Raw genomic sequence first — 26,742 nt, 5'->3', positions numbered from 1 at the left:
GCGGAGTCCCTCACCCGCTCAGGCGCGCTGCACCGCCCCGGTCGCGTCGGCCGCCGCCCGCACCGCCGAGTCACGCGCCGCGTTGACCTCGTCGGTGGTGAGCGTCTTCTCGCCGGACCGGAAGCCCATGCGGTAGGCGAGCGACTTCTTGCCCTCGCCCGCCTGATCCCCGGTGTAGGAGTCGAACAGCGCGATCGACTCGAGCAACGGCCCGGCGCCGTCGCGCAGCGCGGCCTCGACGCGCGCCGCCGGCACACCGGCGTCCACGACGAGGGCGACATCGCTGCTCGCGAGCGGCAGATTGGCGATGGGGCGACTGGTGATCGGGCTCCCACTCGCCGCGATCAGCGCGTCGAGGTCGACCTCGGCGCCGACGGTGCGCGGCGGCAGGCCGAGCGCCTGCACCACCTTCGGGTGCAGCTCACCGGCGTGCCCGATCAGCGTGCCGTCGGCCAGGCTCAGCTTCGCGCAGCGCCCCGGGTGGAACGGCATCGCGTCGCCGTCGGCCTCGACCGTGAGGGGTATGACGAGAGCCTCGGCGATGCTGCGCACCGCGTCGACGGTGTCGCTCCAGTCAGCCGGACGGCCCTTGCCCCACCAGCCGGCGGGCGTGGCATCACCGGTCATCAGGATCCCGAGGTGTCGCGGCTGCGGCGGCACGGCGGCACGGATCTGCTCGAGCAACTCCGGTGCGGGCAGCACGCCGACCGGAGAGGTCGGCGCCTGGCGCTGCGCCTCCTCCAGCGCGACCACCAGACCGAGCTCGAACAGCGCCACGTCCTTGATCCCACGGGCGACGTTGCGCTTGAGTGCGTCGACCATCGTCGACAGCACCGAGATGCGCATCAGCGGCTGCTCCTCGGAGAGCGGGTTGATCAGGCTCACCGTGCGGGCGCGCGCCGCCTCGACCGGGTAGCCGAGTGCCGCATACCGCTCGTCGCTGACGAACGGCGCCGACCAGACCTCCGAGAATCCGCGCGCCGCAAGGGTGTTCGCGACGATGCGGCGCGCCTGCTGGTCGTGCGTGAGGCCGCGGCCGCCCGGCGGGGTCGGCAGGATCGACGGGATCTGCTCGTAACCGACGGTGCGGGCGACCTCCTCGACCAGGTCGGGTCCGGTGTGCAGGTCGGGGCGCCAGGACGGCGGGGTCACCCGCCACTGGGTGCCCGTCGTCTCCACCCCGCACCCGATGCGGCGCAGAACGTCGGCGACCTGGTCGTCCGGGTAGTCGATGCCGACGAGGCGGGACGCCAGCTGCGGGTCGAACACGATCGGTGCGCTGCCCGGCACGTCGTTGAGGTCGGTGACGCCGTCGTCGACGGTGCCCCCGGCATACTCCACCAGCAGCTGGGCGACCAGCTCGACCGCCGCGGGCGCGAGCTGCGGGTCGACGCCGCGCTCGAAGCGGCGCGACGCCTCCGACGGCAGCTTGTGCCGGCGGGCGGAGCGCGCGACGGTGATCGGGTCGAAGTGCGCGCCCTCGATGAGCACGTCCGTGGTGGAGTCGGTCACCTCGGAGTCGAAACCGCCCATCACGCCGGCGATGCCGAGGCCGCGCTCGCCGCCGTCGGTGATCAGCAGATCCTCCTCGAACAGCGAACGCTCATTGCCGTCAAGGGTTTTCAGCTTCTCCCCCGGCCGGGCACGACGGACGACGACCGGGCCGTCGATGGACGCGAGGTCGTAGGCGTGCAGCGGCTGGCCGAGCGCGAGCATGACGTAGTTGGTGACGTCGACCGGCAGCGAGATCGGCCGCATGCCGGCCTCGGTGAGCCGGGTCGCCATCCAGGCGGGCGTCTGCGCGGACACGTCGATGCCGCGCACCACGCGCGCCACGAAGCGGTCGCAGCCGACCTGTCCGCGCAGCGGCGCATCGTCGCGCACCTCGACCCGGTGGCCCGCGTCGTTCGCCGCCGGGGCGGCCTGCGCGAGCGCGACCGCCGGGTCGGTGAAGGACGCGCCGGTGGACAGCCCGTATTCGCGGGCGACACCGCGCAGCGAGAAGCAGTAGCCGCGGTCGGGCGTCACGTTGATCTCGACGGTCTCGCGGTCGAGTCCGAGCAGCGGGATCGCGTCCTGGCCCGGAGTCAGCTCGACGCCGGGGAGACGCTCCGCGAGGCGAATGATGCCGCCTGAGCCGTCGTCGGGCAGGCCGAGTTCGTCTGCGGCACAGATCATTCCGGCCGACACGTGGCCGTAGGTCTTGCGCGCGGAAATCGCAAAACCGCCGGGCAGCTCGGCACCGGGCAGCACCACGACCACCAGGTCGCCGGGTGCGAAGTTGTGCGCACCGCAGACGATCCCTTGCGCCTCCCCACTTCCGTTGGCATCGCCGACGTCGACGGTGCACCAGTTGATCGTCTTGCCGTTCTTCTGCGGCTCGGGCTCCATCGTGAGCACCTTGCCGACCACGAGCGGTCCGGTCACCTCACCGCCGTGCAGGCCCTCCTCCTCCAGGCCGACGCGCACGAGCGCCTCGGCCACGGCGGCGCCGGTGACTCCGGCGGGCAGCTCGACATACTCACCCAGCCAGTCCAACGGGATGCGCATCAGACCTCCAGTCCGAACTGGGCGTCGAAACGGACGTCGCCCTCGATGATTTCGCGCATGTCGCTCACGCCGCTGCGGAACATCAGCGCCCGGTCGATGCCCATGCCGAAGGCGAAGCCGGTGTAGCGGTCGGGGTCGACGCCGCACGCCGACAGCACGTTGCGGTTGACCATGCCGCAGCCGCCCCACTCGATCCAGCCGGTGCCGGAGCAGGCGCGGCAGTCGGGGTCCTCGCCACGGCAGACGAAGCACCGCAGGTCCATCTCGGCCGACGGCTCGGTGAACGGGAAGAACGACGGGCGCAACCGGGTGGTGATGCCCTCCCCGAACAGCTCCGACGCCATCCGGTCGAGGGTGCCCTTGAGGTGCGCCATCGTGATGCCCTCGTCGACGGCGATGCCCTCGATCTGGTGGAAGGCCGGCATGTGCGTGGCGTCGAGGTCGTCGGTGCGGTAGACGCGACCGATGCACCCGACATAGAGCGGCACGCCGCGCTCGAGCAGCGAGCGTGCCTGCACCGGCGAGGTGTGCGTGCGCAGGACCAGTCCGCTGTCCTCGGGCGCGATGTAGAAGGTGTCCTGCATCTGCCGGGCCGGGTGGTCCTCGTCGAAGTTGAGCGCGTCGAAGTTGAACCATTCGGCCTCGACCTCGGGGCCTTCGGCGATCTCCCAGCCCATCCCGACCAGGATGTCGGCGATGCGCTGCGCCATCAGCTCATTGGGGTGGCGCCGGCCGAGCGGGCGTCGACCGGGCGTCATCGTGACGTCGACCGCCTCGTCGACGAGGATGCGCTCGTCGCGCTCTGCCTCGAGCTCCGCCTGGCGCTTCTTGAGCGCCTGACCCACCGTGCCGCGCGCCTGCCCGACCCGCTTGCCCGCCTCGGCCTTGGCCGACGGCGGCAGCGCGCCGATCTCGCGGTTGGCGAGCGCGAGCGGGCTCTTGTCGCCCTGGTGGGCGGCGCGCGCGGCCTTGAGCTCGTCGAGGTTCTGCGCCGCGTCGAACGCGGCCAGGGCATCGGTGACGGCCTGCTCGAGGTGCGCGGGGTCGAGGGCGGCCACCTCGACCGGGTCGTATGACGTGTTGGGTCCTGACACGACACAGCAGTCTAGGTGTGCGGCGGCCCCCTACTTCAGGTGGTCGGGCACTCCGCCGGGCAGCGTGACGCAAAAGGTGGCGCCGTGCTCGGTCTCGAGCACTTCGACGTGGCCGCCGTGCGCCTGCGCGAGGCCCTGCACCACGAACAGGCCGAGCCCGTTGCCGTTGCCGCGGCGGCCGGCCTGCCAGAAGCGGGAGAACACCAGCGAGCGGTGTTCGGGGGCGATGCCTGGGCCCTCGTCGGCGATGTCGAGCCGCACCTCGTCGCCCACCACGTCGATGGTGGTGGTGATCTTGCCGGCTCCGTGGCCGACGGCGTTCTCCAGCAGGTTGGACACGACCTGGGTGAGCCGGTCGGCGTCGCCCCACAGCTCCACGTCGTCGACCAGCTGCACGACGCGGAACCGCGCCGGGTCCTCTCCGTTGTTCACCAGCCGGTCGACGCAGGCGCGGACGATCTCGGCCAGGTCGACCGGGCGGCGGCGCAGCTCGAGCCGGCCGGTGTCGATGCGGGAGATGTCGAGCAGTTCGCCGACCAGGCGCTGCAGCCGGGCCGCGTCGGTCTCGATCGCACCCAGCATCCAGCGCTTCTGGTCCTCGCGCAGTTGCTCCCAGCGGGTGCGCAGAGTGCGGGAGAAGCCGCGGACCGCGCCGAGTGGCGCCCGCAGCTCGTGGGCGACGGTGGTGACCAGCGCCGAGGTCTCGGCCTCGATGCGGTCGCGCACGGTGGCGCTGCGCATGGTGAGGACCAGCCATTGCAGTGCGCGCCGCGGGGCGCCGCCGCGGATGTGCCGCGTGGCCATCAGCACGCTGTGCCCGCCCGGCAGCAGCATCCGCCGCTCGGGCGAGCCGCTGCGGGTGTGCAGACCGTCCCACGGATTGTCGGTTGCCCAGAAGGAGCGCCCGTCGGGGCTCACGAGCGGGAGCGTTTCGCGGATGTCGCTGCCGAGCAGCGTCGACAGAGGTATGCCGGTGAGGCGCTCCGCCCGCTGGTTGGTCAGCACGAGGCGGGCCTGCGCGTCGGCCACCACGACCCCTTCGGGCAGCTGCTCGAGCAGCGCGCGATAGACCCCCGGGGCGAGCGCGGGCTCGACCGGTTGGGGGCCGTCCAGAGTCACGGGACGAAGCCTAAACCGGTGGCAGCTCAGGCAGTTCGGCGGCGCTGGCGTACATGCACACGGTGGCCGCCATGGCGAGGTTGAGCGACTCGGCGTGGCCGTGGATCGGCACCCGCACGACGTCGTCGGCGAGTGACCGGGTGTGCTCGTCGAGGCCCCACGCCTCGTTGCCCATCAGCCAGGCGTGCGGGGAGTTCAGGTCGGCGTCGGGCAGCAGCGTGCTGCCGGCGCCGTCGGCGGCCAGCACGCGCCGGCCCCGGGCCTGGCAGGCCGCGATCAGGCCGGCGACGTCGCCGCCGACCGCGATCGGCAGATGCCAGAGCGATCCGGCGGTGGAGCGCACCACCTTGGGGTTGTAGAGGTCGACACTCGCGTCGGAGATGAGTACGGCGCGGGCCCCGGCCGCGTCGGCGCCGCGGATCACGGTGCCGGCGTTGCCCGGGTCGCGCACGTGGGCGAGCACGACGACGAAGCCGTCGTCGGCGGCGAGCGCCTCCTCGACCGAAACGTCCATCGGCCGGCAGACCGCCACGACCCCCTGCGGGTGCTGGGTGTCGACCAGGGCGGCCATCACCGCGGGGTCGCACTCGTGCACCGGGACGCCGGCGTCGCGGGCGGCCGTCACCAGGTCGTCGTGCCGGGCGCCGCTCTCGACATACAGCTCGAGGACGGTGTGCGGGGCGAAGCGCAGCACCTCGCGCACACCCTGCGGACCGTCGACCACGAACCGGCCGGCCCGCAGACGCGCCGAACGCCGGCCCAGCGCCCGGATGGCCTTGACCCGCTCCGCGCGGGGGTTGGTCAGGATCATCGGGACGTGGACCGGCGTTCGATCAGTGCGACTGGTTGCGTCGGCAGACCTCAGGCGACGCTCTCGGCCTTGGCGTCGGTCGCCGGCACGTTGGCCTTGGCGATCTCGACGAGCGCGGTGAACGCGGCGGCGTCGTTGACGGCCAGCTCGGCCAGCATGCGACGGTCGACCTCGACCTCGGCGGCCTTGAGGCCCTGGATGAACCGGTTGTAGGTCATCCCGTTGGCGCGGGCGCCGGCGTTGATGCGCTGGATCCAGAGGCGACGGAAGTCACCCTTGCGGGCGCGACGGTCCCGGTAGCTGTAGCCGAGGCTGTGGGTGACCTGCTCCTTGGCCTTGCGGTAGAGCCGCGAACGCTGGCCGCGGTAGCCGCTGGCCTGCTCCAGGACGGTCCGACGCTTCTTCTGGGCGTTGACCGCCCGCTTCACGCGTGCCACGTGAATCTCCTTCTAGCTGTTAGGTGTTCGGGGGAAACGTGAAGTGGGGCTTACTTGCCCAGCAGCTTCTTGATCTTCTTGGCGTCGGCCGGCGCGGCCTCGACGTCGGGCACGAGCCGGCGCGCGGCGCGGCTGCTGCGCTCCTGGAACTTGTGCACGTGGCGCGCACGCTGCCGGATGACCTTGCCCGACCCGCTGATCTTGAAGCGCTTCTTGGCGCCGCTGTGGGTCTTCATCTTCGGCATTGCCGATCTCCTTAGTCGTGTTTCTTCTTCGTCTGACGTTTCGTCCGTGACGCCCGCCCGCGGGCCGGCGTCACTGCATGCGGGGATCAACGCAGGTCTCCCCGCGTCGATCGGGTGGGTCCGACCTCTCGGTCAGGCCTCCGCGGTCGCGGCCTCGTCGGCCTGCGACTGCTCGCGTCGGCGACGGCCCTCGGCGCGGGCCTCCGCCTTCTTCTTGGTCGGTCCGAGCACCATGATCATGTTGCGGCCGTCCTGCTTGGGCGCGCTCTCCACGAAACCCAGCTCCTGGACGTCCTCGGCCAGCCGCTGCAGCAGCCGGAAGCCGAGCTCGGGCCGCGACTGCTCGCGACCGCGGAACATGATCGTCACCTTGACCTTGTCGCCCGCCGACAGGAACCGCTCGACGTGGCCCTTCTTGGTGCCGTAGTCGTGCGGGTCGATCTTCGGGCGGAGCTTGATCTCCTTGATGACGGTGTTGACCTGGTTCTTGCGGGCCTCACGGGCCTTCATGGCGTTCTCGTACTTGAACTTGCCGTAGTCCATGAGTTTCGCCACCGGCGGCTTGGCCATCGGGGCGACCTCGACCAGGTCGAGGTCTGCCTCTGCGGCCAGTCGGAGCGCGTCCTCGACGCGCACGATGCCGACCTGCTCACCGTTCGGCCCGACCAACCGCACTTCCGGCACACGGATGCGGTCGTTGATACGGGGCTCAGCGCTGATGTGAAGCTCCTTCGTCGTACGTCATGTGCGCGGGAGACGAAGAAAGGCTCCTCGCCGCCCATCATTGGGTGCACGAGAAGCCTCGGATGCAGCTCAGGACCTGGATGACGTATGCCGGAAAGCAACTCGCGTGCAACGCGAGGCGCTCCCGTCATGACGGGCATCCTGCCTGGACCGAACCTGGCGACCTGCCGGTCGCTCGAGGTGGAAGCCGGAGCTTCTCTTGCACACTGATCCAACGTCGTCAGACCAGTCGGTGATCTCAACGATAACAGCGGTGGCGGCATTCCCGCGAATCGAGCGAGGGGCGGGCGCCGTCACTCCTGCCTGCCGTCAGGCCGGCCGCGGTGCGGCGTTGCGCAGCCGGATGCCGCTGAAGCCGAGCGTGCTCGTGGTTACCTGGTCCCACCACGGCCAGAGGTCACCGGTCAGCCGCAACTCGATGCCGGCCCGCTCGTGCGCGGCGAGCAGGTCGCCGACCGGCTCGGGTGGTCCGAGCGGGGTGACCTCGTGGTCGCTCACCATCGCGTGGCGATCCTCGCCGACCGGCCGGAAATCCTGCGCCGCGAAGCGGTAGGCCACGAGTTTCGTCTCCAGTATGGCGGGCAGCCACGCGTACTCCACGACGTGCACCCGCCGTGCACCCGGCCCGATCAGTCGGGCGGCGTCCTGCGGGGTGCTGCGCTCATTCACCCACGCCATCACGCGTGGGCACTGCCGCGGGAACCAGTAGTCGGGGCAGCGCGCCGCATCCACCGCCCACACGTAGGCATCCGGCTGCTGCGCGGTCGCCGCGACGTGCGGCCGGAACCGGGTGATCGTCGGGTCCTCGCTGAAGTGGAGGACCTCCCCGGGCTCGGCATACATCGCAGTGCAGGTTAGCGAGCCGGCCGCCGGGTGCGCCTCAGGCGACCGCGGCCGCGAGCGCCGGCGCGAGGTCACCCCGCCGGGCCACGTCGACGCCGGAGAGCCCCAGCCAGCCGGCGAGCTCGCGCAGCGCGTCCGCGAGCGCCTGGGCGGTGTGGCCAGGCGCGTGCGGCTCGGCGTAGGACCCGGCGACGTGCAGCAGGCCGCCCCTGCGGTCGGCCTTGAGGTCGACGCGAGCGACGATGCGGTCGCCGAGCAGGAACGGCAGCACGTAGTAGCCGTGAACGCGTTTGGCCTGCGGCACGTAGATCTCGATGCGGTAGAAGAAGTCGAACAGTCGCAGGGTGCGGTCGCGCTCCCAGACCACCGGGTCGAACGGGCTGAGCAGCGCCCGCGCGTCGACCGTGCGTGGCAGCCGGGCGTCCCGGTGCAGGTATGCCGGGCGACCCCAGCCCTCGACGTCCACCGGCAGGAGTTCGCCGTCCTCGACGAGGGCTGCGATCGCCGGCCGCACCTGATGCTGGTGCGCCTTGGAGTGCTGCATGCGGAAGTAGTCGCGCAAGTCGAACTCCGTCGCCACGCCGTAGGAGCGGGCCGCCCGACGGATCAGCTCGCGCGCCGCCTCCTCCACCGTCGGCTCGGGGCGGGCGAGGATCTCGGCAGGGATCACCCGCTCCGGCAGGTCGTAGACCCGCTCGAACGCCGAATTACGCTTCGAGACCGCGAGTTTGCCTGCCACGAAAAGGTATTCGAGCGCAACCTTGGTGTTGGACCAGTTCCAGCCCCAGTTGTCCCGCGTGCGTGGCAGGCCGTCGTCGAGGTCGCGCGCGGTGGCCGCTCCCCCGGTCTCGATCTCGCGCAGCAACGCGTCGGGCAGCCGCTCGTCCGGCAGGTTGGCCCAGGCGTGTCCGCGCTGCTCGTAGTCGCGCATCCGGTGCACCATCACCGGCCACAGCTCCACCGGCATGTATGCCGCGACGTGCGCCCAGTATTCGACGAGGCGCCTCGGCTTGCGGGAGGACGCGCGCTCCAGGAGGCTCACGTCATACGGGCCCATGCGGGAGTAGAGCGGCATGAAGTGGGCGCGCTGCAGCACGTTGACCGAGTCGATCTGCAGCACGCCGGTGCGCTCGATGGTGCGGCTGAGCGTGCGCATCGTCGGCCGCTCGTGGCGTCGGTCGAGGAAACCCTGGGCGGCGAGCGCGACCCGACGCGCCTGGGCAGCGGACATCGAAGCGGCGGTCACGGGCGCCACCCTAGGCAGGACCTCCGACAACCACCCGCGAGCCCGTCCGGGTTCGTCCGAGCCGACGGCCGCAGGGGCGCGCGGTCGCCGACACTTCTCGCACCCGGTGGCCGCCGGTCGCCGGGCTCGACAGGGAGGAAGAACCATGAAGAAGTTGGCAGTGGCATCGGTCCTGGCGGTCGCCTGCGCGATCCCTGCCGTGACGTCGGCACCGGCGGCGGAGGCGGCCGCGCAGACCGCGAGCAGCAGAGCGCAGCCGTGCGGCTACTCCAGGAGCCACCCCGAGATCCAATGGGGCTCACCAAAGCGAGCGGTCGTCATGGACCTGCAGTGCGAGCTGAACTATGTCGCGCACGCTGGCCTGGTTGTCGACGGAATCTTCGGAAGCAGGACCGACGCCGCGGTCCGTAGCTTCCAACGCAGCCGGGGCCTCAAGGTCGATGGCATCGTCGGCTGGCGCACGTGGGGGAAGCTCGACACGGCATTCCACGCCTACGTCTGCAGCCACTACCCGCTCTGCTGATCGCCCGCCGGCTCCGGCCACTCCCAGCGGATGGCATGCACGCCGGCACCGGGGCGCTCGACGAAGAAGTGCACGCTGCCCCACGCGTTGGGCGTGAGGTCGGCGATCGGCTGCTCGGGGCCGTCGACGAAGTCCTGGTGTACCTGGCGGATCCGCCGCGGCAGGTCGTCGCCGAACGACACTTCGAGGGTGTATGCCGGGCCGCGCCGCTTGAAGATGCACCCCGCCTCGACGCTCGGGCGCAACTCACCGGTCCGCGCCTCCGCGAAGTCGACGGTCACTTCGTAGGGGTAGGTCTCGCCGGCGGACAGCGGGTGGTCGAAGAGAAGTTCGAGCACCCGCACCGGCGGATCGGTGAGGGTGCGGTGCCGGCCCGGCATACAGTTGCGCAGCCCGCCGGCCTCCAACGCGTCGAGGTCGATGCCCGCCCGCGGCCACATCCGCAGGCTGCAGCGGTCGACGCCGCCGGTGAGGGCGCGCACAGTGACCCGGCGTTGCACCGAGACGATCGCGCGCTCGGCTCCGACGATGACCCGCTCGCTGACCGAGATCTCCTGCGTCTGGTCGTACCAGCCGTCGGTCGGCCGGGTCAGCGCCGCCCGGATCCGGGCATCGACGGCGAGGATCTCGGCGGCCCGGGTCGCCGACGCGAGTCCGGTGCCGCGCGCGGTGCGGGTGACGCGCTCGAGCGCCTCCGACCAGGCCCGAAGCCCCGGACCGCGCACCCCGAGCGCCTGCACGAGCCGGTCCAGCGCGTTCGCGGGGATCAGCACGTCGCCGGCGAGGTAGTTGTGGAGTGTCGAGCGCGGTATGCCGGTCAGCCGCGCGAGCCGGTCGAGCCCCAGCCGGGGTTCGCCGACCTCGGTGGCCCGCAGGCGGCGCAGCCGGTCGATGGCCGCAGTGAGATCGGCGATCGTCGTCACCTCGGCGAGCTGCTCGGCGGACGACCGCGTCAGATGATCGGTCCGATCGGCCACCCGTCCGAGTCTGTCCGAAAGAAGTGCCGGCCGGTGTCATTCCGGGTCACGATGTGGCACGGATCTTCTAGGGGAGGAAAGCCAATGCGACGACTCGTCATCGCCCTCAGCATATGCGGGCTGCTCTCGGGGGCCGGCTTCGCGGCCGGACAGACCGCCCGGGCCGACGGCGCCTTCGAGCCACCGACGCAGAGCTGCACGGGCAACGGCACGAACAATGCCGAACTCTGGTGGCCCGGGTCGGACTGCCCGCCCCCGCAGCTCTGAGCCCGCAGCTCTGAGCCTCAGAGCAGTCGGGACGGGCAGTCGCGGGCGAGGCCGCTCAGGCGGCCAGCGCGTGGGCGGCCACGCGCGCCCGGTGCAGGCGGATCCCGCCATAGCCGAGCACGGCGACGACCGCACCGATGGCCGCCACGGTCGCGAAACCGCCGGCGAATCCTGCGATGTCGATGGCCGCACCGGCGACCGGCGCACCGAGCGCCGAGCCGGCGGTCATGAACGACCCGTGCCAGCCCATCGCCTCACCGCGAGCCGCGACCGGCACGATGCGGCTGACCGCGTCGACGGTGGCGGTGATCGTCGGCGCGCAGAAGAAGCCGGCGATCAGTGACAGGCCGGCGAGCGACCAGGTGCCCTGCGCGAGCGCCATCGGCGCGGTGACCACGGCGAGGCCGAGCAGCAGCGCGAACGGCGGCAGCGCACGCGGCAGTGCGCCGTAGATCAGGCCGCCGACCAGCGAGCCGAGGCCCCACGGCACGAGCACGATGCCCATCTCGTTGACGGCGTCGAAGTCACGCATCGCCGCGACGATCGCGACGTCACTGCCGGACAGCACGATGGTCGAGGCGGCGGCGGCCGCACAGACCGCGAGGAAGCCGGCCCGGAACCACGACGAGCGCGGCACCCGCTCCGCGGCGGCGTCGGCCGCGTCGGTGGTCGCCGACCGCAGCGGCGGGTTGACCCACCAGAGGATCGCGCCGACGACGACGCCGATCAGCTCGACGCCGAACAGCACCCAGCGGGTGTCGACGAAGCTGGCGAGCCACACCCCGAGGATCGGGCCGACCATGAACGACATCTCCACGACCATCCCGTCGAGGGAGAGCGCCGTGCGCCGGTCCGAGTCGGGCACGGCGGCGATGACTGCCTGGCGGATGATCGAGAATGTGGGTACGACGAAAAGGCCTGCGATCGTTGCGAGTACGAGCAGCGCCCAGTAGCCGACGAACGGCGCGACCGCCCAGCAGAGGCCGCTGATGATCAGCGAGGGCAGCACCACGCGGCGCAGGCCCATGCGGTCGAGCAGCTTGCCGCGCCACGGCCCGGAGACCGCGATCGCGATGGTGGCGCCGGCCGCGACGAGACCGGCATCGGCATACGACCGGTGGAGGGAGCCGACCACGTGCAGGGTCAGGATCACGCCGGCCGAGAAGATCGGGATGCGCAACAGGAAGCCGAGCAGCAACACCCGTCGGGCGTCAGTCACACTCAGCACGCGCTGGTAGGGCTTGATGGACATAGGGGTGTCACTCCTTCGGGGGTGTAGGCGTCAAAAAAGGCGGCCGATCGGCCGCTCCTCAATACTTGCATATCGAAATGTTCGACGCCACCGATTTATGCCCGGTATGACGGAACTCACCGGCGATCCACCCGGGACCCGTAAGCGACCGTGACGCCAGCCGCACCCTCCCTTACGAGACGCGCACCGGACCGCGAGCCGTAAGCGACCGTGACGCCAACCGCACCCCCACTTACGAGACGCGCAGCCGACCGCGCTCAGGCGTCGCGTTCGGTGAGGCCGCGCTCGACGATGTCGGCGGTGCGCTGGTAGTGCTCGCGCAGCCGCTCAGCCGCCAGGTCGGCGTCGCGGGCGAGCGCGGCGTCGAGGATGCGGCGGTGCTCGCCCGCGGCATCCCGGCCCGGCTCGACGATCTGCGACCACCGGCGATAGAACTCCGCGGCGTCGCGCAAGGTGGTGGCGATGCCGAGCAGCCAGTGACTCGCGCAGCCGCTGAGCAACGCTCCATGGAACGCCGAGTGCGCCGACTCCCAGTCGTCGGAGACTCGTGGCGGAGCGTCGTCGGTGAACATCCCGGTGCGTTCGAGCCGGTGATGCGCGGCGACGATCTGCGACTCCCAGTCGACGTCGCCGCGTTCGATGGCCTTGCGAAGTGCGAGTGTTTCCACCTCGATCCGCGTCATCGTCAGGTCGCGCAGGTCGTCGACGGTCATCGCCCGCACGGCGAAGCCGATGCGCGGCTCGGACACCACCAGGCCCTGCTCGGCCAGCCGGCTGAGCGCCTCGCGCACCACGCTGACGCTGGCGCCATACCGCTCACACAGGGCGGAGAACTTCAGCCGCTCCCCCGGCTGGTGCACACCGCCGAGCACGTCGGCCCGCACCTGGGCGTAGACGGCCTCGGTGTTCGCGCGCTGCTTGGTGGATGCCATGACCGGGGAGCCTAACAAGATGCGACGATCGACGGATATTCGAATATTACTTGCTTTTTCGCATATCAGGGCGTAGAACTGTGATGTGGCTCACCCGCCCGTGATGCCGCCCGGGACGCAAGGAGCAGCGATGGCAATCGACCAGGCAGCGCAGACTCAGCGAGCACAGACCCAGTCAGCGCAGACCGCCGGACAACTCCCCACCGAAACCGACGTGCTCGTCGTGGGCGCCGGCCCGGCCGGCCTGACGATGGCCGCCCTGCTCGCCCGCCACGGCGTCGACGCGGTCACCGTCACCAAATACCCGGGCACCGCCCACTCCCCTCGCGCGCACATCACCAACCAGCGCACGGTCGAGGTCTTCCGCGATCTCGGCATCGAGGACGCGGTGCGGGCGGCGGCCACCGACAACGCGCTGATGGGCAACAACGTCTGGGCGACCAGCTTCGCCGGACCGGAGCTCGCGCGGCTGATGACCTGGGGCAGCGGCCCGGAACGCCACGGCGACTACGAGATCGCCAGCCCGAGCAGCATGTGCAACATCCCGCAGCACGTCCTGGAGCCCGTCCTGCTGCAGGGAGCGCTCGACCGCGGCGCGCGCATCCACTTCGACACCGAGCTGATCGGCGTCGAGCAGGACGACGACGGCGTCACCGCAACCCTGCGATCGCGGGTCGACGGCACCGAGCACCAGATGCGCGCGAAGTATCTCGTCGGCGCCGACGGCGGCCGGTCCCTGGTCGCCGAGCAACTCGGCTTCACCTTCCGCGGCGAGACCGGCCTCGGCGCCGCCGCGAACGTCTGGCTCGAGGCGGACCTCACGGCATACACCGCCCACCGGCCGGGCACGCTCTACTGGATGTGCCAGCCCGGCAACGACTACTGGGTCGGCTCGGGCACCTGGATCTGCGTGAAGCCGTGGACCGAGTGGGTGCTGCTGTTCATGTACGACCCGGCCGAGGGCGAGCCGGACCTGTCGGAGGAGGCGGTGATCGCGCGCGCTCAGCAGACGATCGGCGACCCGGACGTCGACATCACGATCAAGGCGACCAGCCTGTGGCAGATCAACCACCAGGTCGCCGTCAGCTACCGGCGCGGCCGGGCGTTCCTCGTCGGCGATGCCGCGCACCGGCACCCGCCGGCCAACGGGCTCGGCACCAACACCTCGATCCAGGACTCGTTCAACCTGGCGTGGAAGCTCGCCTGGGTGCTGCAGGGTCGCGCCGGCGACGCCCTGCTCGACTCCTATGACGCCGAGCGGCAGCCGGTCGGATCGCAGGTCGTCGACCGCGCGCTCCAGAGCGTCGGTGACATGCTGCCGATCTCCCAGGCGCTGGGCTTCGCCCCCGGCCAGAGCCGCGAGGACGGCGAGGCGGCGCTCCGCGGCCTGTATGACGCAGGCCCCGCCGGGCAGCAGCGCCGGGCGGGGCTGGACGACGCGGTCGCGTTGCAGAACTACCAGTTCAACGCGCACGGCGTCGAGCTCGACCAGCACTACGAGTCGGCTGCGATCGTCGACGACGGCACGCCCTGGCCGCAGCCGGAGCGCGACCCGGAGCTCTTCCACCACCCGACGACCCATCCGGGTGCGCGGCTGCCGCACGCCTGGCTCGATCACGACGGCGCCCAGGTGTCCACGCTCGACCTCGCCGGGAACGGGGAGTTCCTGCTGCTCACCGGGATCGGCGGCGAGGCGTGGATCGACGCGGCCGAGAAGCTTGCCGCCGAGCACGGCATCCCGTTGCAGGCCAAGCAGATCGGCCGCGACCACCGCGACATCTTCGGGCGCTGGCGAGAGCTGCGCGAGGTCGGTGACGACGGCGCGCTGCTGGTGCGGCCCGACCACCACATTGCCTGGCGCGCCCATCACCTGACCGACGACCCGCACGCCACGCTCGACCAGGCACTGCGACGCACGCTCGCGCGCTGAACCTTGCACATCACGAACCACCCGCACACGAAGGAGAACTCATGCGACTGGCAAACCTCGACGGACGTGCACAGCTAATCACCGACGACGAGCGGGCGGTCGACGTGCACAAGGCGAGTGACGGGAAGTTCGGACCCGAACTCGCTGCCATCTATGACAATTGGGCGGCCTTCGCCGGATGGGCGAAGGGTGCGGACCTCACCGATGCCGTGGAGTTCGACCCCTCCTCACTGGGCGCTCCGTCACCGTCCCCGCGGCAGATCCTCGCCGTCGGCCTCAACTACGCCGAGCACGCGCAGGAGTCCGGCTTCGACTCCCCGAACGGCCTCCCGCCGGTCTTCCCGAAGTTCCTCTCCAGCCTGAGCGGGCCGGTCACCAAGGTCGTGCTCCCCGACGGCGGCAACACCGACTGGGAAATCGAGCTCGTGGTCGTGATCGGCAAACAAGCCGACGGCGTGGCCGAGGGTGACGCATGGGACTACGTCGCGGGCGTCACCGCCGGCCAGGACATCTCCGAGCGCGTCATCCAGTTGTCCGGCCCCGCACCGCAGTTCGGGCTCGGCAAGTCCTATCCGGGCTTCGCCCCGACCGGCCCCTACCTGGTCAGCCCCGACGCGCTGCCCGACCGCAACGACCTGCACCTGCACGCCGAACTCGACGGCGAGACCGTGCAGGACGGCAGCACCGCCAAGCTGATCGTGCCGGTCGCCACGCTGATCGCCGAACTCTCGGCGATCATCACCCTCTACCCCGGCGACATCATCTTCACCGGCACCCCCGAGGGCGTCGGGCTCGGACGCAAACCGCAGCGCTTCATCCAGCCGGGCGAGACACTGGTCAGCACCATCGACGGCATCGGAGAGTTGAAGCAGACCTTCGTAGCGGCCGAGGAGGGGAGCACGTCATGAGCCTGCACGGACTCAGCCACGTGATCATCGGGGTGCCCAACGTGGCCGAAACCCAGTCGTACTACAGCGATTTCGGACTCTCCCAGCAAGCCGACGGCGGGTTCGCCACCCAGGACGCCGGCACCCAGCTGCGCGTCGTGCACGCCCCCACCCGCCGCCTGGTCGAGCTGGGCGTGCGCGCCGACGACGCCGACGACCTGGCCCGCATCGCCACCACGCTGGGCGGCCTCGGGGTCGCCGCCGACCTCGACGGTGACGTGCTGGTCGCGACCGAGCCGGTCGCCGGCATCCGGGTGCGGGTTGCCGTGTTGCCCCGGCTGCGCCAGGCCCGGCAGGAGCCCACGCCATACAACGGGCCGGGGCGCATCGAACGGACCGGCCGGGCACCCGGCCTGGTCCGCACGACCCCGGTGCAGCCGCGACGTCTCGGCCACGCCGTGATCGGCACCACCGACCTCGCGTCGACGATGCGCTTCTTCGTCGACGGCATCGGCTTCAAGGTGTCCGACCACATCGGCGACAAGGGCGCGTTCATGCGCTGCTCGAACGACCACCACAACTTCCTGGCGCTGCAGGCACCGGTCAACTATCTGCACCACACCAGCTGGCAGGTCGACGACATCGACGATGTCGGCCGGGGCGCGATGAACATGCTGGAGGGCCACCCCGAACGCCACATCTGGGGCATGGGCCGGCACTTCGCCGGCTCCAACTTCTTCTGGTACCTCAAGGATCCGGCCGGCAACTTCTCGGAGTACTTCTCCGATATGGACGTCATCCCCGAGGAGGAGATCTGGGAGCCGGAGGTGCTGCAGGGCGCGCAGGGCCTCTTCAGCTGGGGCCCGCCCCCGCCGCCGTCCTTCCTCTCCCCGGACGACCTCGCCGGTCTGATGACCGGCGCGCACAGCATCAGTTCCCGCTGAGCCGTTCGACCTGACGCTGGCGCCTGCCCTCTCGTGGGCAGGTGCCAGCGTCGTTTCATGCCGCGCGCAGGTTGGTGCAGAAAACTTCCGGCATCGGGGAATTAACCGGAGCATCCCTCCGTTACATCTGATGTCGGTCCGATCCACACCCACGAAAGGACGCCACTATGGGCCAGACCTCACCTGTCGTGCGCCGCACCACCGATCACCTCCTCGCCGAGCTGCACCGCAGCGGTGCGCAACGCACCGCGCACAAGTCGGAGCCGACGCACAAGCTGCACCCGATGCGGCCGTATGCCGAGCAGCTCGCCTACGAGCAGGGCGCCGGCTGAGCGCCAGCACGGACCAGCGCTGAGCAGCACCGAGCAGCACTGACCAGCACTGACCACCCGCTCCCCGGGACACCCTGAGAAGGTGTGCCCATGGAGCTCATCTACCACCTGGCGGAGCCGCAGCACTGGGCCACCGCCGAATCCATCGGCCGCTACGAGCAGTCCACCCGAGGGGTGCCGCTCGCAGCGGCCGATTTCGTGCATGCGGCCGGCGCCGACCAGTGGCCGACGGTCCGGCAGCGCTTCTACTCCGACTACGAGCAGGATCTCTTCCTGCTCGCGATCGACCCGGGCCGACTCAACGCGGAGGTCAGGCGTGAGGTCGGCGATCCGGCGACCGGCGAGGAGTTCCCGCACGTCTACGGCCCGATCGAGGTCGACGCCGTCCAAGCCGTGCACACCCTGCACCCGACCCACGACCTGCCGCACGACGAGGCCGCCACCGCATCGCGCACCGCGGTCGTCATACCCAGCGACCTCGGCACCGTGTGGGACACCCTCACCGACTGGCAACGCGCCGGCCGCTGGCTGCCCGGCGTCAGCACGATCACTGCGGACGGTCCGACCGGCGTCGGCACCCGGCTGACCTACCTGACCACCGACGGTGCGTTCGTCAGCACCGTTACCGCGGCCGACCGGGGACGCTTGCTCCAGGTGCGCTCGGAGCGCGGCGGCCTGGCCTCGACGCACTCCTTCCACCTGGGCCGTGCGTTCAGCGACGAACGCGCGGCCACCGTGCTGACGCTGGTGACGGAGGTCGACGGCACCGGCTCTCCCGAGGCCCTGCGCGAGGCGCGCAGCGAGGTCGGGCTGGCCGACCGCGCCCTACCCGAGCTGTTGCGCCGCACCATCCTCGGCTGACCGGTCGGGGTGCGTCGCGTCCAGCACCTCGCGATAGCGCCGCAACGTGCGGGCACCGGCGTCGGCGTCCTGCGGCTGCACCTCCGCCGCGACCGGCACGTCCCATGCGGGCGGCTCGGCGTCGCCCGACAGCGCCCACGCGGCCTGCCGGGCGGCTCCCCGCGCGACATACTCGGCCGGCTCCGGCACGACGACCGGCACCCCGAAGATGTCGGCGGCGACCGTGCGCACCGTCCGGGACGCGGCAGCCCCGCCGATCAGCAGGACCCGGTTGGTGCGAATCCCGTTGCGCTGCAACGCATTGACGCAGCCGGCGAGGTTGCAGAGCATCCCCTCGACATACGCCCTCGCGAGATGGCCGGGCGTCGAGTTGGCGCGCGTGATGCCCGCGAGCGTGCCGGTCGCCGTCGGCAGGTTGGGGGTGCGTTCGCCGTCGAGGAAGGGCAGCAGCGTCAGCCCGCCCGCGCCGGCCGGTGCCTCTCCCGCGAGCCGGTCGAGCTCGGTCAGGTCGATGCCGAGCGTCGCGGCCGCGGCGGACAGCACGCGTGCCGCGTTCAGTGTCGCGAGCAGCGGCAGGTGCCGGCCGGTCGCGTCCGCGAAGCCGGCAACCTCGCCGCGCTCGTCCCCGACGACCGAGTCGTGCACCGCGAAGACCGCGCCGCTCGTGCCGAGCGAGACCACGACGTCGCCCGGCTCCAGCCCGAGTCCGAGCGCGGCAGCCGCGTTGTCACCGGTGCCGGCCGCGACGAGCAGATCTCCGGCGTGGCCGGCCGGTTCGGCCGGACCGAGCGCCCGCGGCACCTCCACGTCGCGTCCGAAGGCCATCCGGAGCAGGTCGAGGCGGTAGTCCTCGGTGACCGGCGACCAGTAGGCAGTGCCCGAGGCATCTCCCCGATCGGTGGTCCACTCGGTGAATCCGCCTGTCTCGGCAAGGATCTGGCCAGTCAGCCAGTCGTGGGGAAGCACGACCGTGCGGGTGCGGGCGGCGTGCTCGGGCTCGTGTTCGGCGAGCCAGCGCAGCTTCGTGCCGGTGAAGCTCGCCACCGGCACGAGGTCGACCGCGTCGACCCAGGCCCGTGGTCCGCCGAGCTCGGCGGTCAGCGCGCGGGCCGCGTCGGCCGAGCTGGTGTCGTTCCAGAGCATCGCGTCGCGCACGAGCTCCCCGGCGTCGTCGAGGGTGACCATGCCGTGCTGCTGGCCGCCGACGGCGATGGCCGCGACGCCGTCGAGCAGGCCGTCCTGCCGTGCTGTGCGGAAGGCGTCCCACCATGCGGCGGCACTGACCTGCGTGCCGTCGGGGTGGCTCGCCCGCCCCTCACGGACGGTGCGGCCGGTGGCCGCGTCGCAGACGACGATCTTGCAGGACTGGGTCGAGGAGTCGACCCCGGCGACGAGGGTGGTCGAGGAGTCCGTGGTCATTCCGCGGTCAACCTCGCAGCCGGTCGACGGTCTCCTGCAGCGTGGCGCGAGATCCCTTCTCGTGCAACGACTTCAGTGCAGCCCTGTATGGCGTGGTAAATGCCTCCCGGTCGACCAGGTCACCGAACAGCGTCGGGTCACGCAGGAACGCCAGATCGTCCTCGCCTTGCCTGGCGGCGGCCGCCATCACCTGCTCCTTGCGGTGGTCGACGATGTCGATCGGCTGGCCGTCCTCGTCGACACCCTCCGCGTAGCGGGCCCACGCAGCGACCACCAGCGCGGCGCGGTCCACCGGCCGCCCGGCGTCGAGGGCCTCGCGGATCACCGGCACCAGCCACTTCGGGATCCGGTCGCTGCTCTCGGCGCACAGCCGCGCCAGGGTGTCGCGCACCTCGGGGTTGGCGAAGCGCTCGACCAGCTCCCGCCGGTAGGCCGCGAGGTCGACGCCCGGGACCTCGGGCAGAGTCGGCGAACCCTCGAATTCCATGTAACCGAGCAGGAACTCCGCGAACAGCGGGTCCTGGGCGACCTCGTGGGCGTAGCGGTAGCCGGCGAGGTAGCCGAGGTAGCACAGCGCCTGATGGCTGGCGTTGAGCAGCCGCAGCTTCATCAGCTCGTAAGGCACCACGTCGGGCACGACCTGCACTCCGACGTCCTCCAGCGGCGGCCGGCCGTCGGTGAACTCGTCCTGCAGCACCCACTGGGTGAACGGCTCGCAGACGACCGGCCAGCCGTCCTGGATGCCGAACTCCTCGGCGAGCCGCTCGATGTCCTCCGGCGACGTCACCGGCGTGATCCGGTCCACCATCGAGTTGGGGAAGACGACGTTGGTTTCGATCCAGTCCGCGAGGCCGGCGTCCTTCAACCGGGCGAAGGACGTGATCGTGTAGCGGGCGACGTCGCCGTTGCCGGGCAGGTTGTCGCACGACATCACCGTGAACGGTGGTGTGCCTGCTTCCCGGCGGCGCCGCAGCGCCTCGACGATGAAGCCGAATGCCGTTGTCGGCGTTGCATTCTCGGCAAGGTCGGCCTGGATGGAGGGGTGCCCGGCGTCGAACTCCCCGGTCACCTGGTCGATCAGGTAGCTGCCCTCGGTGATGGTCAGCGACACGATGCGGGTGGCCGGGTCGGTCATCGCCGACAGCACGGCCTCCGGGTCGGTCGGCGCGTGCAGCATCCGGCTGATCGAGCCGATCACGCGCGGCTCCAGCCGGCCGTCCGGGTGCTTGACGACCAGCGTGTAGAGGCCGTCCTGGTCGTTCAGCACCTGCACGATGCGCTCGTCCTGCGGCAGCACCCCGACACCGGTGATCGCCCAGTCATCGGCGGCGCCGCCGGACATGAGCGCATCGACATACATCGCCTGGTGCGCCCGGTGGAAGCCGCCGACGCCGAGGTGCACGATGCCGGTGGTGTTCGCCGACCGGTCGTAGCTCGGCACCACGACCCGCGAATCCAGTTGGTGGACGGTGCTTTCGGACAGTGGGGTGGCACTCACCCGACTCACCGTACCGCGCCCATGGACAGTCCCTGGACCAGCTTGTCCTGGGCGGCGAACCCGGCCGCCAGCACGGGCAACGAGACCACGAACGACGCCGCGCACACCTGGGCGAGGAACAGCCCCTGGCTGGTCACGAAGCCGGTGAGGAAGACCGGCGCCGTCTCCGCGCGGGTGCCGGTCAGCACCCGGGCGAAGAGCAGCTCGTTCCAGCTGAAGATGAAGCAGATCAACGCCGCGGACGCGATGCCCGGCATGATGACCGGCGCGATGATCTCGCGGAGCGTGCGCACGAGTCCGGCACCGTCGACCTGCGCCGCCTCGAGCATCTCGTCGGGGATCTCGGAGAGGAAGGAACGCAGCATCCACACCGCGATCGGCAGGTTCATCGAGGTGTAGAGGATGATCAGCAGCCAGATGTTGTCCAGGAACTTGATCTTCTCGGCGAACAGGTAAACCGGCAGCAGCGCCGCGACGACCGGCATGAACTTGGTCGACAGGAAGAAGAACAGCACGTCGCTCCACTTCTTCACCGGCCGGATCGACAGGGCGTATGCCGCGGGCAGCGCGAGGCAGAGCACGAACACCGTCGAGATGACGCTCGCCGTCAGCGAATTCAGGATCGGCGGCCACGGGTTGGAGCCGAAGAACGCGCTGTAGCCCTCGGTGCTGAACGGCGACAGGATCTTCGGCGGGTTGGTCGCCGCGTCCGTCTCGGAGTGGAACGACGTCCAGATCATCCACACGACCGGGAAGACGAACAGCACCGAGATGATCCAGGCGGCGCCGGTGAGCAGCACCCCGGACCGCTTCTTCTTGCCGGCCTGGGTCATCGCCGGGCCGGCCTGAGCTTCCTTCACAGTGGTCATCGGGGTCCTCGCAAAGTATCGGAGCGACGAAGGAGCGGAGAACTTTGTGGGGTGATCATCGGGTCTCCTCCCGGAACAAACTGAGCACGGTCCGCAGCGCGAAGGTCGCGATGATGATCGTGCCGATCACGACGATCACACCCGCGGCGGACGCGGTGCCGTAATCGTGTGCGGAATAGAAGGTTTGGTAGATGTAGTACGGCAGGTTGGCGGTGCCGAGACCACCCGAGGTGATGGTGAAGACGGCGTCGAAGTTCTGCACGATGTAGATGGCGCCGAGCAGCCCGGACAGTTCGATGTACTGCCGCAGGTGCGGCAACGTCATGTTGGTGAAGATCTGCCAGCCGGACGCGCCGTCGATGCGGGCCGCCTCGACCACGTCCATCGGCCGGCTCTGCAGACCGGCCAGCAGGATCAGCATCATGAACGGCGTCCACTGCCAGACCAGCGAGAACATCACCGCGATCAGCGGGTGGTCGCTGATCCAGTCCGGCTGCGGGGCGCTGTCCCCGAACAGGAACTTCAGCACCCCGTTGAACAAGCCGTACTGCGCGTTGTAGAGCGCGTGCTTCCAGAGCAGCGCCGCCGCGACCGGCACGATCAGGAACGGCGTGATCATCAGCGTGCGCGCGATGCTGCGGCCCCGGAACTTGCGGTCCAGCAACAGCGCGATCGCCAGCCCCAGCACCAGGCTGATCAGCACCACGCCCACGGTGAGCAGGACGGTGACGATGATCGCCTCACGCGCGTTGACGTCGGTCAGCACGGTCTTGAAATTGTCCAAGCCGGCGAAGCTGCGGTCGTCGGGGTAGTAGGCGTTCCAGTTCATGAACGAGATGACGATCGTCGCCACGAACGGCAACTGCGTCACCACGATCATGAAGATCAGCGCCGGCAGCAGCGGTGCCCGCCGCGCCCAGGCGCCCGCCTTGGCCAGCGAGGTCGACTTGTCCGGATCGACGCCCGAGTCCTTGGTCACCGCGGCAGCGGACGTATCAGCACTCATGCCAGATCACTTCCCTTCCCGCTTCCGGTACTGCTTCGCGACATCGTCCGCGAGCTGCTGGCCCTTCGTCAGGGCGCTCTTGACCGACTCCTTGCCGGCGATCGCCGAGCTGATGTCCTGACTCACCTGGGTGCCGAGATTGGTGAACTCGGGGATGTCGACGAACTGGATGCCCGGTGCCGGGCGCGGCTGCACGCCCGGGTTGTTCGGGTCGGCACCCTCGATCGCCTGAAGGGTCGGCTTGGCGAAGGCGGACGACTTCGCCAGGTATGCCGGGTTGGAGTAGAGCGATTCGCGTGAACCCGCCGGAACCCTCGTCCAGCCGAGCTTTTCGCCGACCAGTTGCTGGTATTGCTTGCTGCTGGCCCACGACACGAACTTCCACGCGGCCGACTGCTTCGTGCTCGCCTGCTCGATCGCCCACGACCACGTGTAGAGCCAGCCGGCGCTCTTGGTCTCGACGACGGGGGCCGGCGCGTAACCGATCTTGCCCTTGACCGGCGAGCCGTCCGCCTCGAGCGAGCCCGCGGCGGACGTCGCGTCGTACCACATCGCGACACTGCCCTGGGTGAGGTTGTTCAGGCACTCGGTGAAGCCGGCCTGCGCCGCACCCTTCTCCCCGTGGCGCCGCACCAGGTCCACGTAGAACTGCGTCGCGCGGGTGAACTCCGGTGCGTCGACCTTGGCCTTCCAGTCCTTGTCGAACCACGTGCCGCCGAAGGTGTTGACCACCGTGGTGAGCGGAGCCATCACCTGCCCCCAGCCCGGCTGGCCGCGCAGGCAGATCCCCGCCATACCGGGCCGGGCGCCGTCGACCTTGGCCGCGATGTCGGCGACCTGCTGCCAGGTCGGGTTCGGCGGCATCGTGATGCCCTTGGACGCGAGGACGTCCTTGCGGTACATCAGGAACGACGACTCGCCGTAGAACGGCTCGCCGTACACCGTGCCGTCGACGGTGAGCGCCTTCTGCATCGACTTCAGGATGTCGCCCTGGTCGAAGCCCGGATCCTTGGCGATGTCGTCACTGAGTGGCGCCACCCAGCCGCTCTTGGCGTAGATCGGGATCTCGAAGTTGGACAGCGTCGCCACGTCGTACTGCCCGGCCTGGGAGGAGAACTCCTGGCTGGCCTTGTCGCGCAGGTCGTCCTCGGGCAGCACCGTGTAGTTGACCTTGATGCCGGTCTGCTTGGTGAAGTACTGGTCGGTCAGCTTCTGCAGGTCGATCATCTGCGGGTTGTTGACCATCAGCACGTTGATCGTGTTGGCGCCACCCCCTCCGCCGCCACCGCCCCAGCCGGCGGCGGCCCCGCACGCGGTGAGCGTGCTCATCGCGACTGCACCGGCCGCCAGGGCCGCAATCCGTCGTCTCCGCGCTCGCATGCGTCCTCCTCAGGAGTCGTGAGAAACTCAACTCGGTTGTGCTCATATGAGCAGTTCTCCGCACAGATGAGAAATAGTGTGACACACTTCACCGGGTCAGGTGGGCAAATCGGGGACCGAAGTGCCCGTGGACGACAGCGGATGGACAAGGGGGCCGGACGTGCCGAACGTGCCGATCGAATCGACCAGCAGCGATCGCGCGCTGCTCGCCGGGGTCGCCCGGCGGTTCTATCTGCAGGACCAGTCCAAGATCGAGATCGGCCGCGAGCTCGGCCTCTCCCGCTTCAAGGTGGCCCGGCTGCTCGATGCCGCGCGCGCCCGCGGCATCGTGCGGATCGACATCCTCGGAGAGCCGCAGGTCGACTACCGCCTCTCCGAACGTCTCGCCGAGCAGCTCGGGCTCGCCGCGGCCGTGGTGGTGCGACCCGACACCGAGCAGACCGTCCAGGAGCTGCGGCGCGACATCGGCGCGATGGCGGCCCGGGAGCTGACCCGCATCGTCACCGAGCGCGACGTGCTCGGCCTGCCGTGGTCCCGCACGGTCTCGGCGACGGTCGCGGCCCTGGAGCAACTGCCCCGCGTGCCGGTCGTGCAACTGTCCGGGGCGCTCGCCATACCCGATGTCGAGACGCCGGTCGACGTCGTGCGCAGCGCCGCGAACCTGAGCCACGGCACCGCCCACCATTTCTATGCGCCGCTCGTGGCCGCCGACGCCGACAGCGCGCACATGTTGCGGCGGCAGCCGGGCGTCGCCGATGCGCTCGACCGGGTGCCCGACGTGACGGTGGCCGTCGTCGGCGTCGGCGGCTGGGCGTCCGGCGAGTCCACCCTCTACGACCTCGCCACACCCGCCGAGCGCGACGCGATGACCACGGCCGGCGCGATCGGCGAGATCTCGGGGGTGTTCATCGACGCGGGCGGCAACCCGGTCGACGGTGACCTCGCCGACCGCATCATCACGCTGTCGGCCGATCAGCTGCGCGGCATACCCGACGTGATCGGCCTGGTCCTCGGCGCGCCGCGCGCCGATGTGGTGCGGGCGGCGGTCAGGGGCGGTTACGTCAACCGGCTGGTCGTCGACCGTCCGCTCGCCGAGGCATTGCTGCACGAGTTGCCGACGCGCTGAGATGTGCCGCCCGGCGGCGGGCTATCGTCTGATGACGTGGCACAACACTTTGACGTCGTAGTCCTCGGTGCAGGTCCTGGTGGGTATGTCGCGGCCATCCGCGCCAGCCAGCTCGGCCTCAAGACCGCCATCATCGAGAAGCAGTACTGGGGCGGCATCTGTCTCAACGTCGGCTGCATCCCGTCCAAGGCGCTGCTGCGCAACGCGGAGATCGCCCACATCCTGACCAAGGAAGCCAAGACGTTCGGCATCTCCGGCGACGTGTCGATGGACTATGGCGTCGCCTTCACCCGCAGCCGCGGCGTCGCCGACGCCAGCGCCAAGGGCGTGCACTACCTGATGAAGAAGAACTCCGTCACCGAGTTCGAGGGCACCGGCACCTTCACCGACCCGCACACGATCGAGGTCGCACTCAACGCCGGCGGCTCGGAGACGGTGACCGCCGACAACGTCATCATCGACACCGGCACCACGACCCGGCTCATCCCGGGCACCGAGCTGTCCGAGCGGGTCGTCACCTTCGAGGAGCAGATCCTCACCGACAACCTCCCGGAGTCGATCGTCATCGCCGGCTCCGGTGCCATCGGCGTCGAATTCGCTTACGTGATGAGCCAATACGGCGTCGACGTCACGATCGTGGAGTTCCTCGACCGGATGGTGCCGACTGAGGACGCCGACGTGTCCAAGGAGCTGCTGCGGCAGTACAAGAAGCTCGGCATCAAGGTGCTGCTGTCGACCAAGGTCGAGTCGATCGACGACTCCGGCGACAAGGTCAAGGTCACCGTCTCCCCCGCGGCCGGCGGCGACAGCCAGGTCATCGAGACCGACAAGGTGCTGCAGGCGATCGGCTTCGCGCCGCGCACCCAGGGCTACGGCCTGGAGAAGACCGGCGTGGAGCTCAACGACAAGGGCGCCATCGCGGTCGATGCCCGGGGCCGCACCAACGTCGACGGCGTCTACGCGATCGGCGACGTCACCGGCAAGCTGATGCTCGCGCACACCGCCGAGGCGATGGCGATCGTCGCCGCCGAGACCATCGCGGACGTCGAGACCGTCGAGATCGACTTCGACATGATCCCGCGGGCGACGTTCTGCCAGCCGCAGATCGCCTCGTTCGGCTACACCGAGCAGCAGGCCAAGGACCTCGGGTATGACGTCAAGACCGCGTCGTTCCCCTACTCCGCCAACGGCAAGAGCCGCGGCATGGCCGAGACCGTCGGCTTCGTGAAGGTGGTCGCCGACGCCAAGCACAACGAACTGCTGGGCGCCCACATGATCGGCCCCGAGGTCACCGAGCTGCTGCCCGCGCTCACGCTCGCGCAGAAGTGGGACCTGACCGCCGACGAGGTGTCGCGCAACATCTTCGCCCACCCGACGCTGAGCGAGGCCGTCAAGGAGGCCGTCGAGGGCATCGCCGGCCACATGATCAACCTCTGAGTCTGATCAAGCT

25 protein-coding genes are annotated in these 26,742 nt (G+C 70.1%); 8 read left to right on the top strand and 17 right to left on the bottom strand.

The window, feature by feature from the left end; translation table 11 throughout:
* Positions 1-18: 18 nt before the first annotated feature.
* The 9 genes from pheT to HJ588_RS15375 all read right to left on the bottom strand — a co-directional run bounded on the left by pheT (position 19) and on the right by HJ588_RS15375 (position 9,089).
* Complete coding sequence (gene pheT / locus HJ588_RS15415; RefSeq protein WP_171157123.1) at positions 19-2,550, bottom strand: phenylalanine--tRNA ligase subunit beta; 2,532 nt, start codon at positions 2,548-2,550, stop codon at positions 19-21.
* The gene (gene pheS, locus HJ588_RS15410; protein ID WP_171157121.1) at positions 2,550-3,644 is read right to left on the bottom strand and encodes a phenylalanine--tRNA ligase subunit alpha; all 1,095 of its coding nucleotides are present in this window, start codon (positions 3,642-3,644) and stop codon (positions 2,550-2,552) included. The genes pheT and pheS overlap by 1 nt, the downstream gene beginning before the upstream one ends.
* 30 nt (positions 3,645-3,674) lie before the next feature.
* Positions 3,675-4,763, bottom strand: a complete 1,089-nt coding sequence (locus HJ588_RS15405; protein WP_171157119.1) for an ATP-binding protein — start codon at positions 4,761-4,763, stop codon at positions 3,675-3,677.
* Positions 4,764-4,773: 10 nt separating this feature from the next.
* Positions 4,774-5,571, bottom strand: coding sequence for a TrmH family RNA methyltransferase (locus tag HJ588_RS15400; RefSeq protein ID WP_171157284.1), 798 nt, complete (start codon positions 5,569-5,571; stop codon positions 4,774-4,776).
* A gap of 53 nt (positions 5,572-5,624) precedes the next feature.
* Complete coding sequence (gene rplT / locus HJ588_RS15395) at positions 5,625-6,011, bottom strand: 50S ribosomal protein L20 (protein WP_171157116.1); 387 nt, start codon at positions 6,009-6,011, stop codon at positions 5,625-5,627.
* 50 nt (positions 6,012-6,061) lie between these two features.
* Positions 6,062-6,256, bottom strand: a complete 195-nt coding sequence (gene rpmI / locus HJ588_RS15390) for a 50S ribosomal protein L35 (protein WP_171157115.1) — start codon at positions 6,254-6,256, stop codon at positions 6,062-6,064.
* A 132-nt stretch (positions 6,257-6,388) separates the two neighbouring features.
* Positions 6,389-6,958 (bottom strand): translation initiation factor IF-3, encoded by a 570-nt coding sequence (gene infC, locus HJ588_RS15385; RefSeq protein WP_425483558.1) that lies wholly within the window; start codon positions 6,956-6,958, stop codon positions 6,389-6,391.
* 351 nt (positions 6,959-7,309) lie between these two features.
* Complete coding sequence (locus tag HJ588_RS15380) at positions 7,310-7,843, bottom strand: DUF6886 family protein (protein ID WP_171157113.1); 534 nt, start codon at positions 7,841-7,843, stop codon at positions 7,310-7,312.
* Between the two features lie 37 nt (positions 7,844-7,880).
* On the bottom strand, positions 7,881-9,089 hold the full coding sequence (locus tag HJ588_RS15375) for a winged helix-turn-helix domain-containing protein (protein ID WP_343036752.1): 1,209 nt from the start codon (positions 9,087-9,089) through the stop codon (positions 7,881-7,883).
* Between the two features lie 145 nt (positions 9,090-9,234).
* Here HJ588_RS15375 and HJ588_RS15370 point away from each other — a divergent pair, with 145 nt between their 5' ends.
* Positions 9,235-9,612: a peptidoglycan-binding domain-containing protein gene (locus tag HJ588_RS15370; protein WP_171157111.1), complete on the top strand. Its 378-nt coding sequence runs from the start codon at positions 9,235-9,237 to the stop codon at positions 9,610-9,612.
* On the opposite strand, the gene HJ588_RS15365 is transcribed toward HJ588_RS15370, so the two are convergent.
* From HJ588_RS15365 to HJ588_RS15355, 3 genes are all read right to left on the bottom strand, one after another.
* On the bottom strand, positions 9,597-10,589 hold the full coding sequence (locus HJ588_RS15365) for a helix-turn-helix domain-containing protein (protein ID WP_171157109.1): 993 nt from the start codon (positions 10,587-10,589) through the stop codon (positions 9,597-9,599). The genes HJ588_RS15370 and HJ588_RS15365 overlap by 16 nt on opposite strands.
* A gap of 322 nt (positions 10,590-10,911) precedes the next feature.
* Complete coding sequence (locus tag HJ588_RS15360; protein WP_171157108.1) at positions 10,912-12,108, bottom strand: MFS transporter; 1,197 nt, start codon at positions 12,106-12,108, stop codon at positions 10,912-10,914.
* Between the two features lie 257 nt (positions 12,109-12,365).
* Positions 12,366-13,040: a GntR family transcriptional regulator gene (locus HJ588_RS15355; RefSeq protein ID WP_171157105.1), complete on the bottom strand. Its 675-nt coding sequence runs from the start codon at positions 13,038-13,040 to the stop codon at positions 12,366-12,368.
* Between the two features lie 130 nt (positions 13,041-13,170).
* On the opposite strand from HJ588_RS15355, the gene HJ588_RS15350 reads away from it, so the two are divergent.
* The 5 genes from HJ588_RS15350 (at position 13,171) to HJ588_RS15330 (ending at position 17,994) form a co-directional block, all read left to right on the top strand.
* On the top strand, positions 13,171-14,970 hold the full coding sequence (locus HJ588_RS15350; protein ID WP_171157103.1) for an FAD-dependent monooxygenase: 1,800 nt from the start codon (positions 13,171-13,173) through the stop codon (positions 14,968-14,970).
* Between the two features lie 41 nt (positions 14,971-15,011).
* The gene (locus tag HJ588_RS15345) at positions 15,012-15,878 is read left to right on the top strand and encodes a fumarylacetoacetate hydrolase family protein (RefSeq protein ID WP_171157101.1); all 867 of its coding nucleotides are present in this window, start codon (positions 15,012-15,014) and stop codon (positions 15,876-15,878) included.
* Complete coding sequence (locus HJ588_RS15340) at positions 15,875-16,801, top strand: VOC family protein (protein WP_171157099.1); 927 nt, start codon at positions 15,875-15,877, stop codon at positions 16,799-16,801. The genes HJ588_RS15345 and HJ588_RS15340 overlap by 4 nt, the downstream gene beginning before the upstream one ends.
* Before the next feature lie 167 nt (positions 16,802-16,968).
* Positions 16,969-17,133, top strand: coding sequence for a hypothetical protein (locus tag HJ588_RS15335; RefSeq protein ID WP_171157097.1), 165 nt, complete (start codon positions 16,969-16,971; stop codon positions 17,131-17,133).
* A gap of 90 nt (positions 17,134-17,223) precedes the next feature.
* Positions 17,224-17,994: a DUF952 domain-containing protein gene (locus HJ588_RS15330; protein ID WP_171157094.1), complete on the top strand. Its 771-nt coding sequence runs from the start codon at positions 17,224-17,226 to the stop codon at positions 17,992-17,994.
* Here the strand turns inward: HJ588_RS15330 and HJ588_RS15325 are convergent.
* The 5 genes from HJ588_RS15325 to HJ588_RS15305 form a co-directional block, all read right to left on the bottom strand.
* Complete coding sequence (locus tag HJ588_RS15325) at positions 17,959-19,413, bottom strand: xylulokinase (protein ID WP_171157092.1); 1,455 nt, start codon at positions 19,411-19,413, stop codon at positions 17,959-17,961. The two genes, HJ588_RS15330 and HJ588_RS15325, sit on opposite strands and share 36 nt — an antisense overlap.
* Positions 19,414-19,420: 7 nt before the next feature.
* The gene (locus HJ588_RS15320; protein WP_171157090.1) at positions 19,421-20,911 is read right to left on the bottom strand and encodes a mannitol dehydrogenase family protein; all 1,491 of its coding nucleotides are present in this window, start codon (positions 20,909-20,911) and stop codon (positions 19,421-19,423) included.
* 5 nt (positions 20,912-20,916) lie between these two features.
* Complete coding sequence (locus tag HJ588_RS15315; protein WP_246242693.1) at positions 20,917-21,744, bottom strand: carbohydrate ABC transporter permease; 828 nt, start codon at positions 21,742-21,744, stop codon at positions 20,917-20,919.
* A gap of 91 nt (positions 21,745-21,835) precedes the next feature.
* On the bottom strand, positions 21,836-22,786 hold the full coding sequence (locus tag HJ588_RS15310; protein WP_171157086.1) for a carbohydrate ABC transporter permease: 951 nt from the start codon (positions 22,784-22,786) through the stop codon (positions 21,836-21,838).
* 6 nt (positions 22,787-22,792) lie between these two features.
* Positions 22,793-24,115 carry an ABC transporter substrate-binding protein gene (locus HJ588_RS15305; protein WP_425483556.1) on the bottom strand — a complete coding sequence of 441 codons (1,323 nt, stop codon included), beginning with the start codon at positions 24,113-24,115 and terminating at the stop codon, positions 22,793-22,795.
* Between the two features lie 220 nt (positions 24,116-24,335).
* On the opposite strand from HJ588_RS15305, the gene HJ588_RS15300 reads away from it, so the two are divergent.
* Both HJ588_RS15300 and lpdA read left to right on the top strand, forming a co-directional pair.
* Entirely contained in the window at positions 24,336-25,292 is a 957-nt protein-coding gene (locus tag HJ588_RS15300; protein WP_171157082.1) for a sugar-binding domain-containing protein, read from the top strand.
* A 36-nt stretch (positions 25,293-25,328) separates the two neighbouring features.
* Positions 25,329-26,729 carry a dihydrolipoyl dehydrogenase gene (lpdA, locus tag HJ588_RS15295; protein WP_171157080.1) on the top strand — a complete coding sequence of 467 codons (1,401 nt, stop codon included), beginning with the start codon at positions 25,329-25,331 and terminating at the stop codon, positions 26,727-26,729.
* Positions 26,730-26,742: the final 13 nt, after the last annotated feature.

Source organism: Flexivirga aerilata (genome assembly GCF_013002715.1).
GTDB classification, from domain to species: Bacteria; Actinomycetota; Actinomycetes; order Actinomycetales; family Dermatophilaceae; genus Flexivirga; species Flexivirga aerilata.
This window is presented reverse-complemented; position numbering and strand designations above follow the sequence as displayed.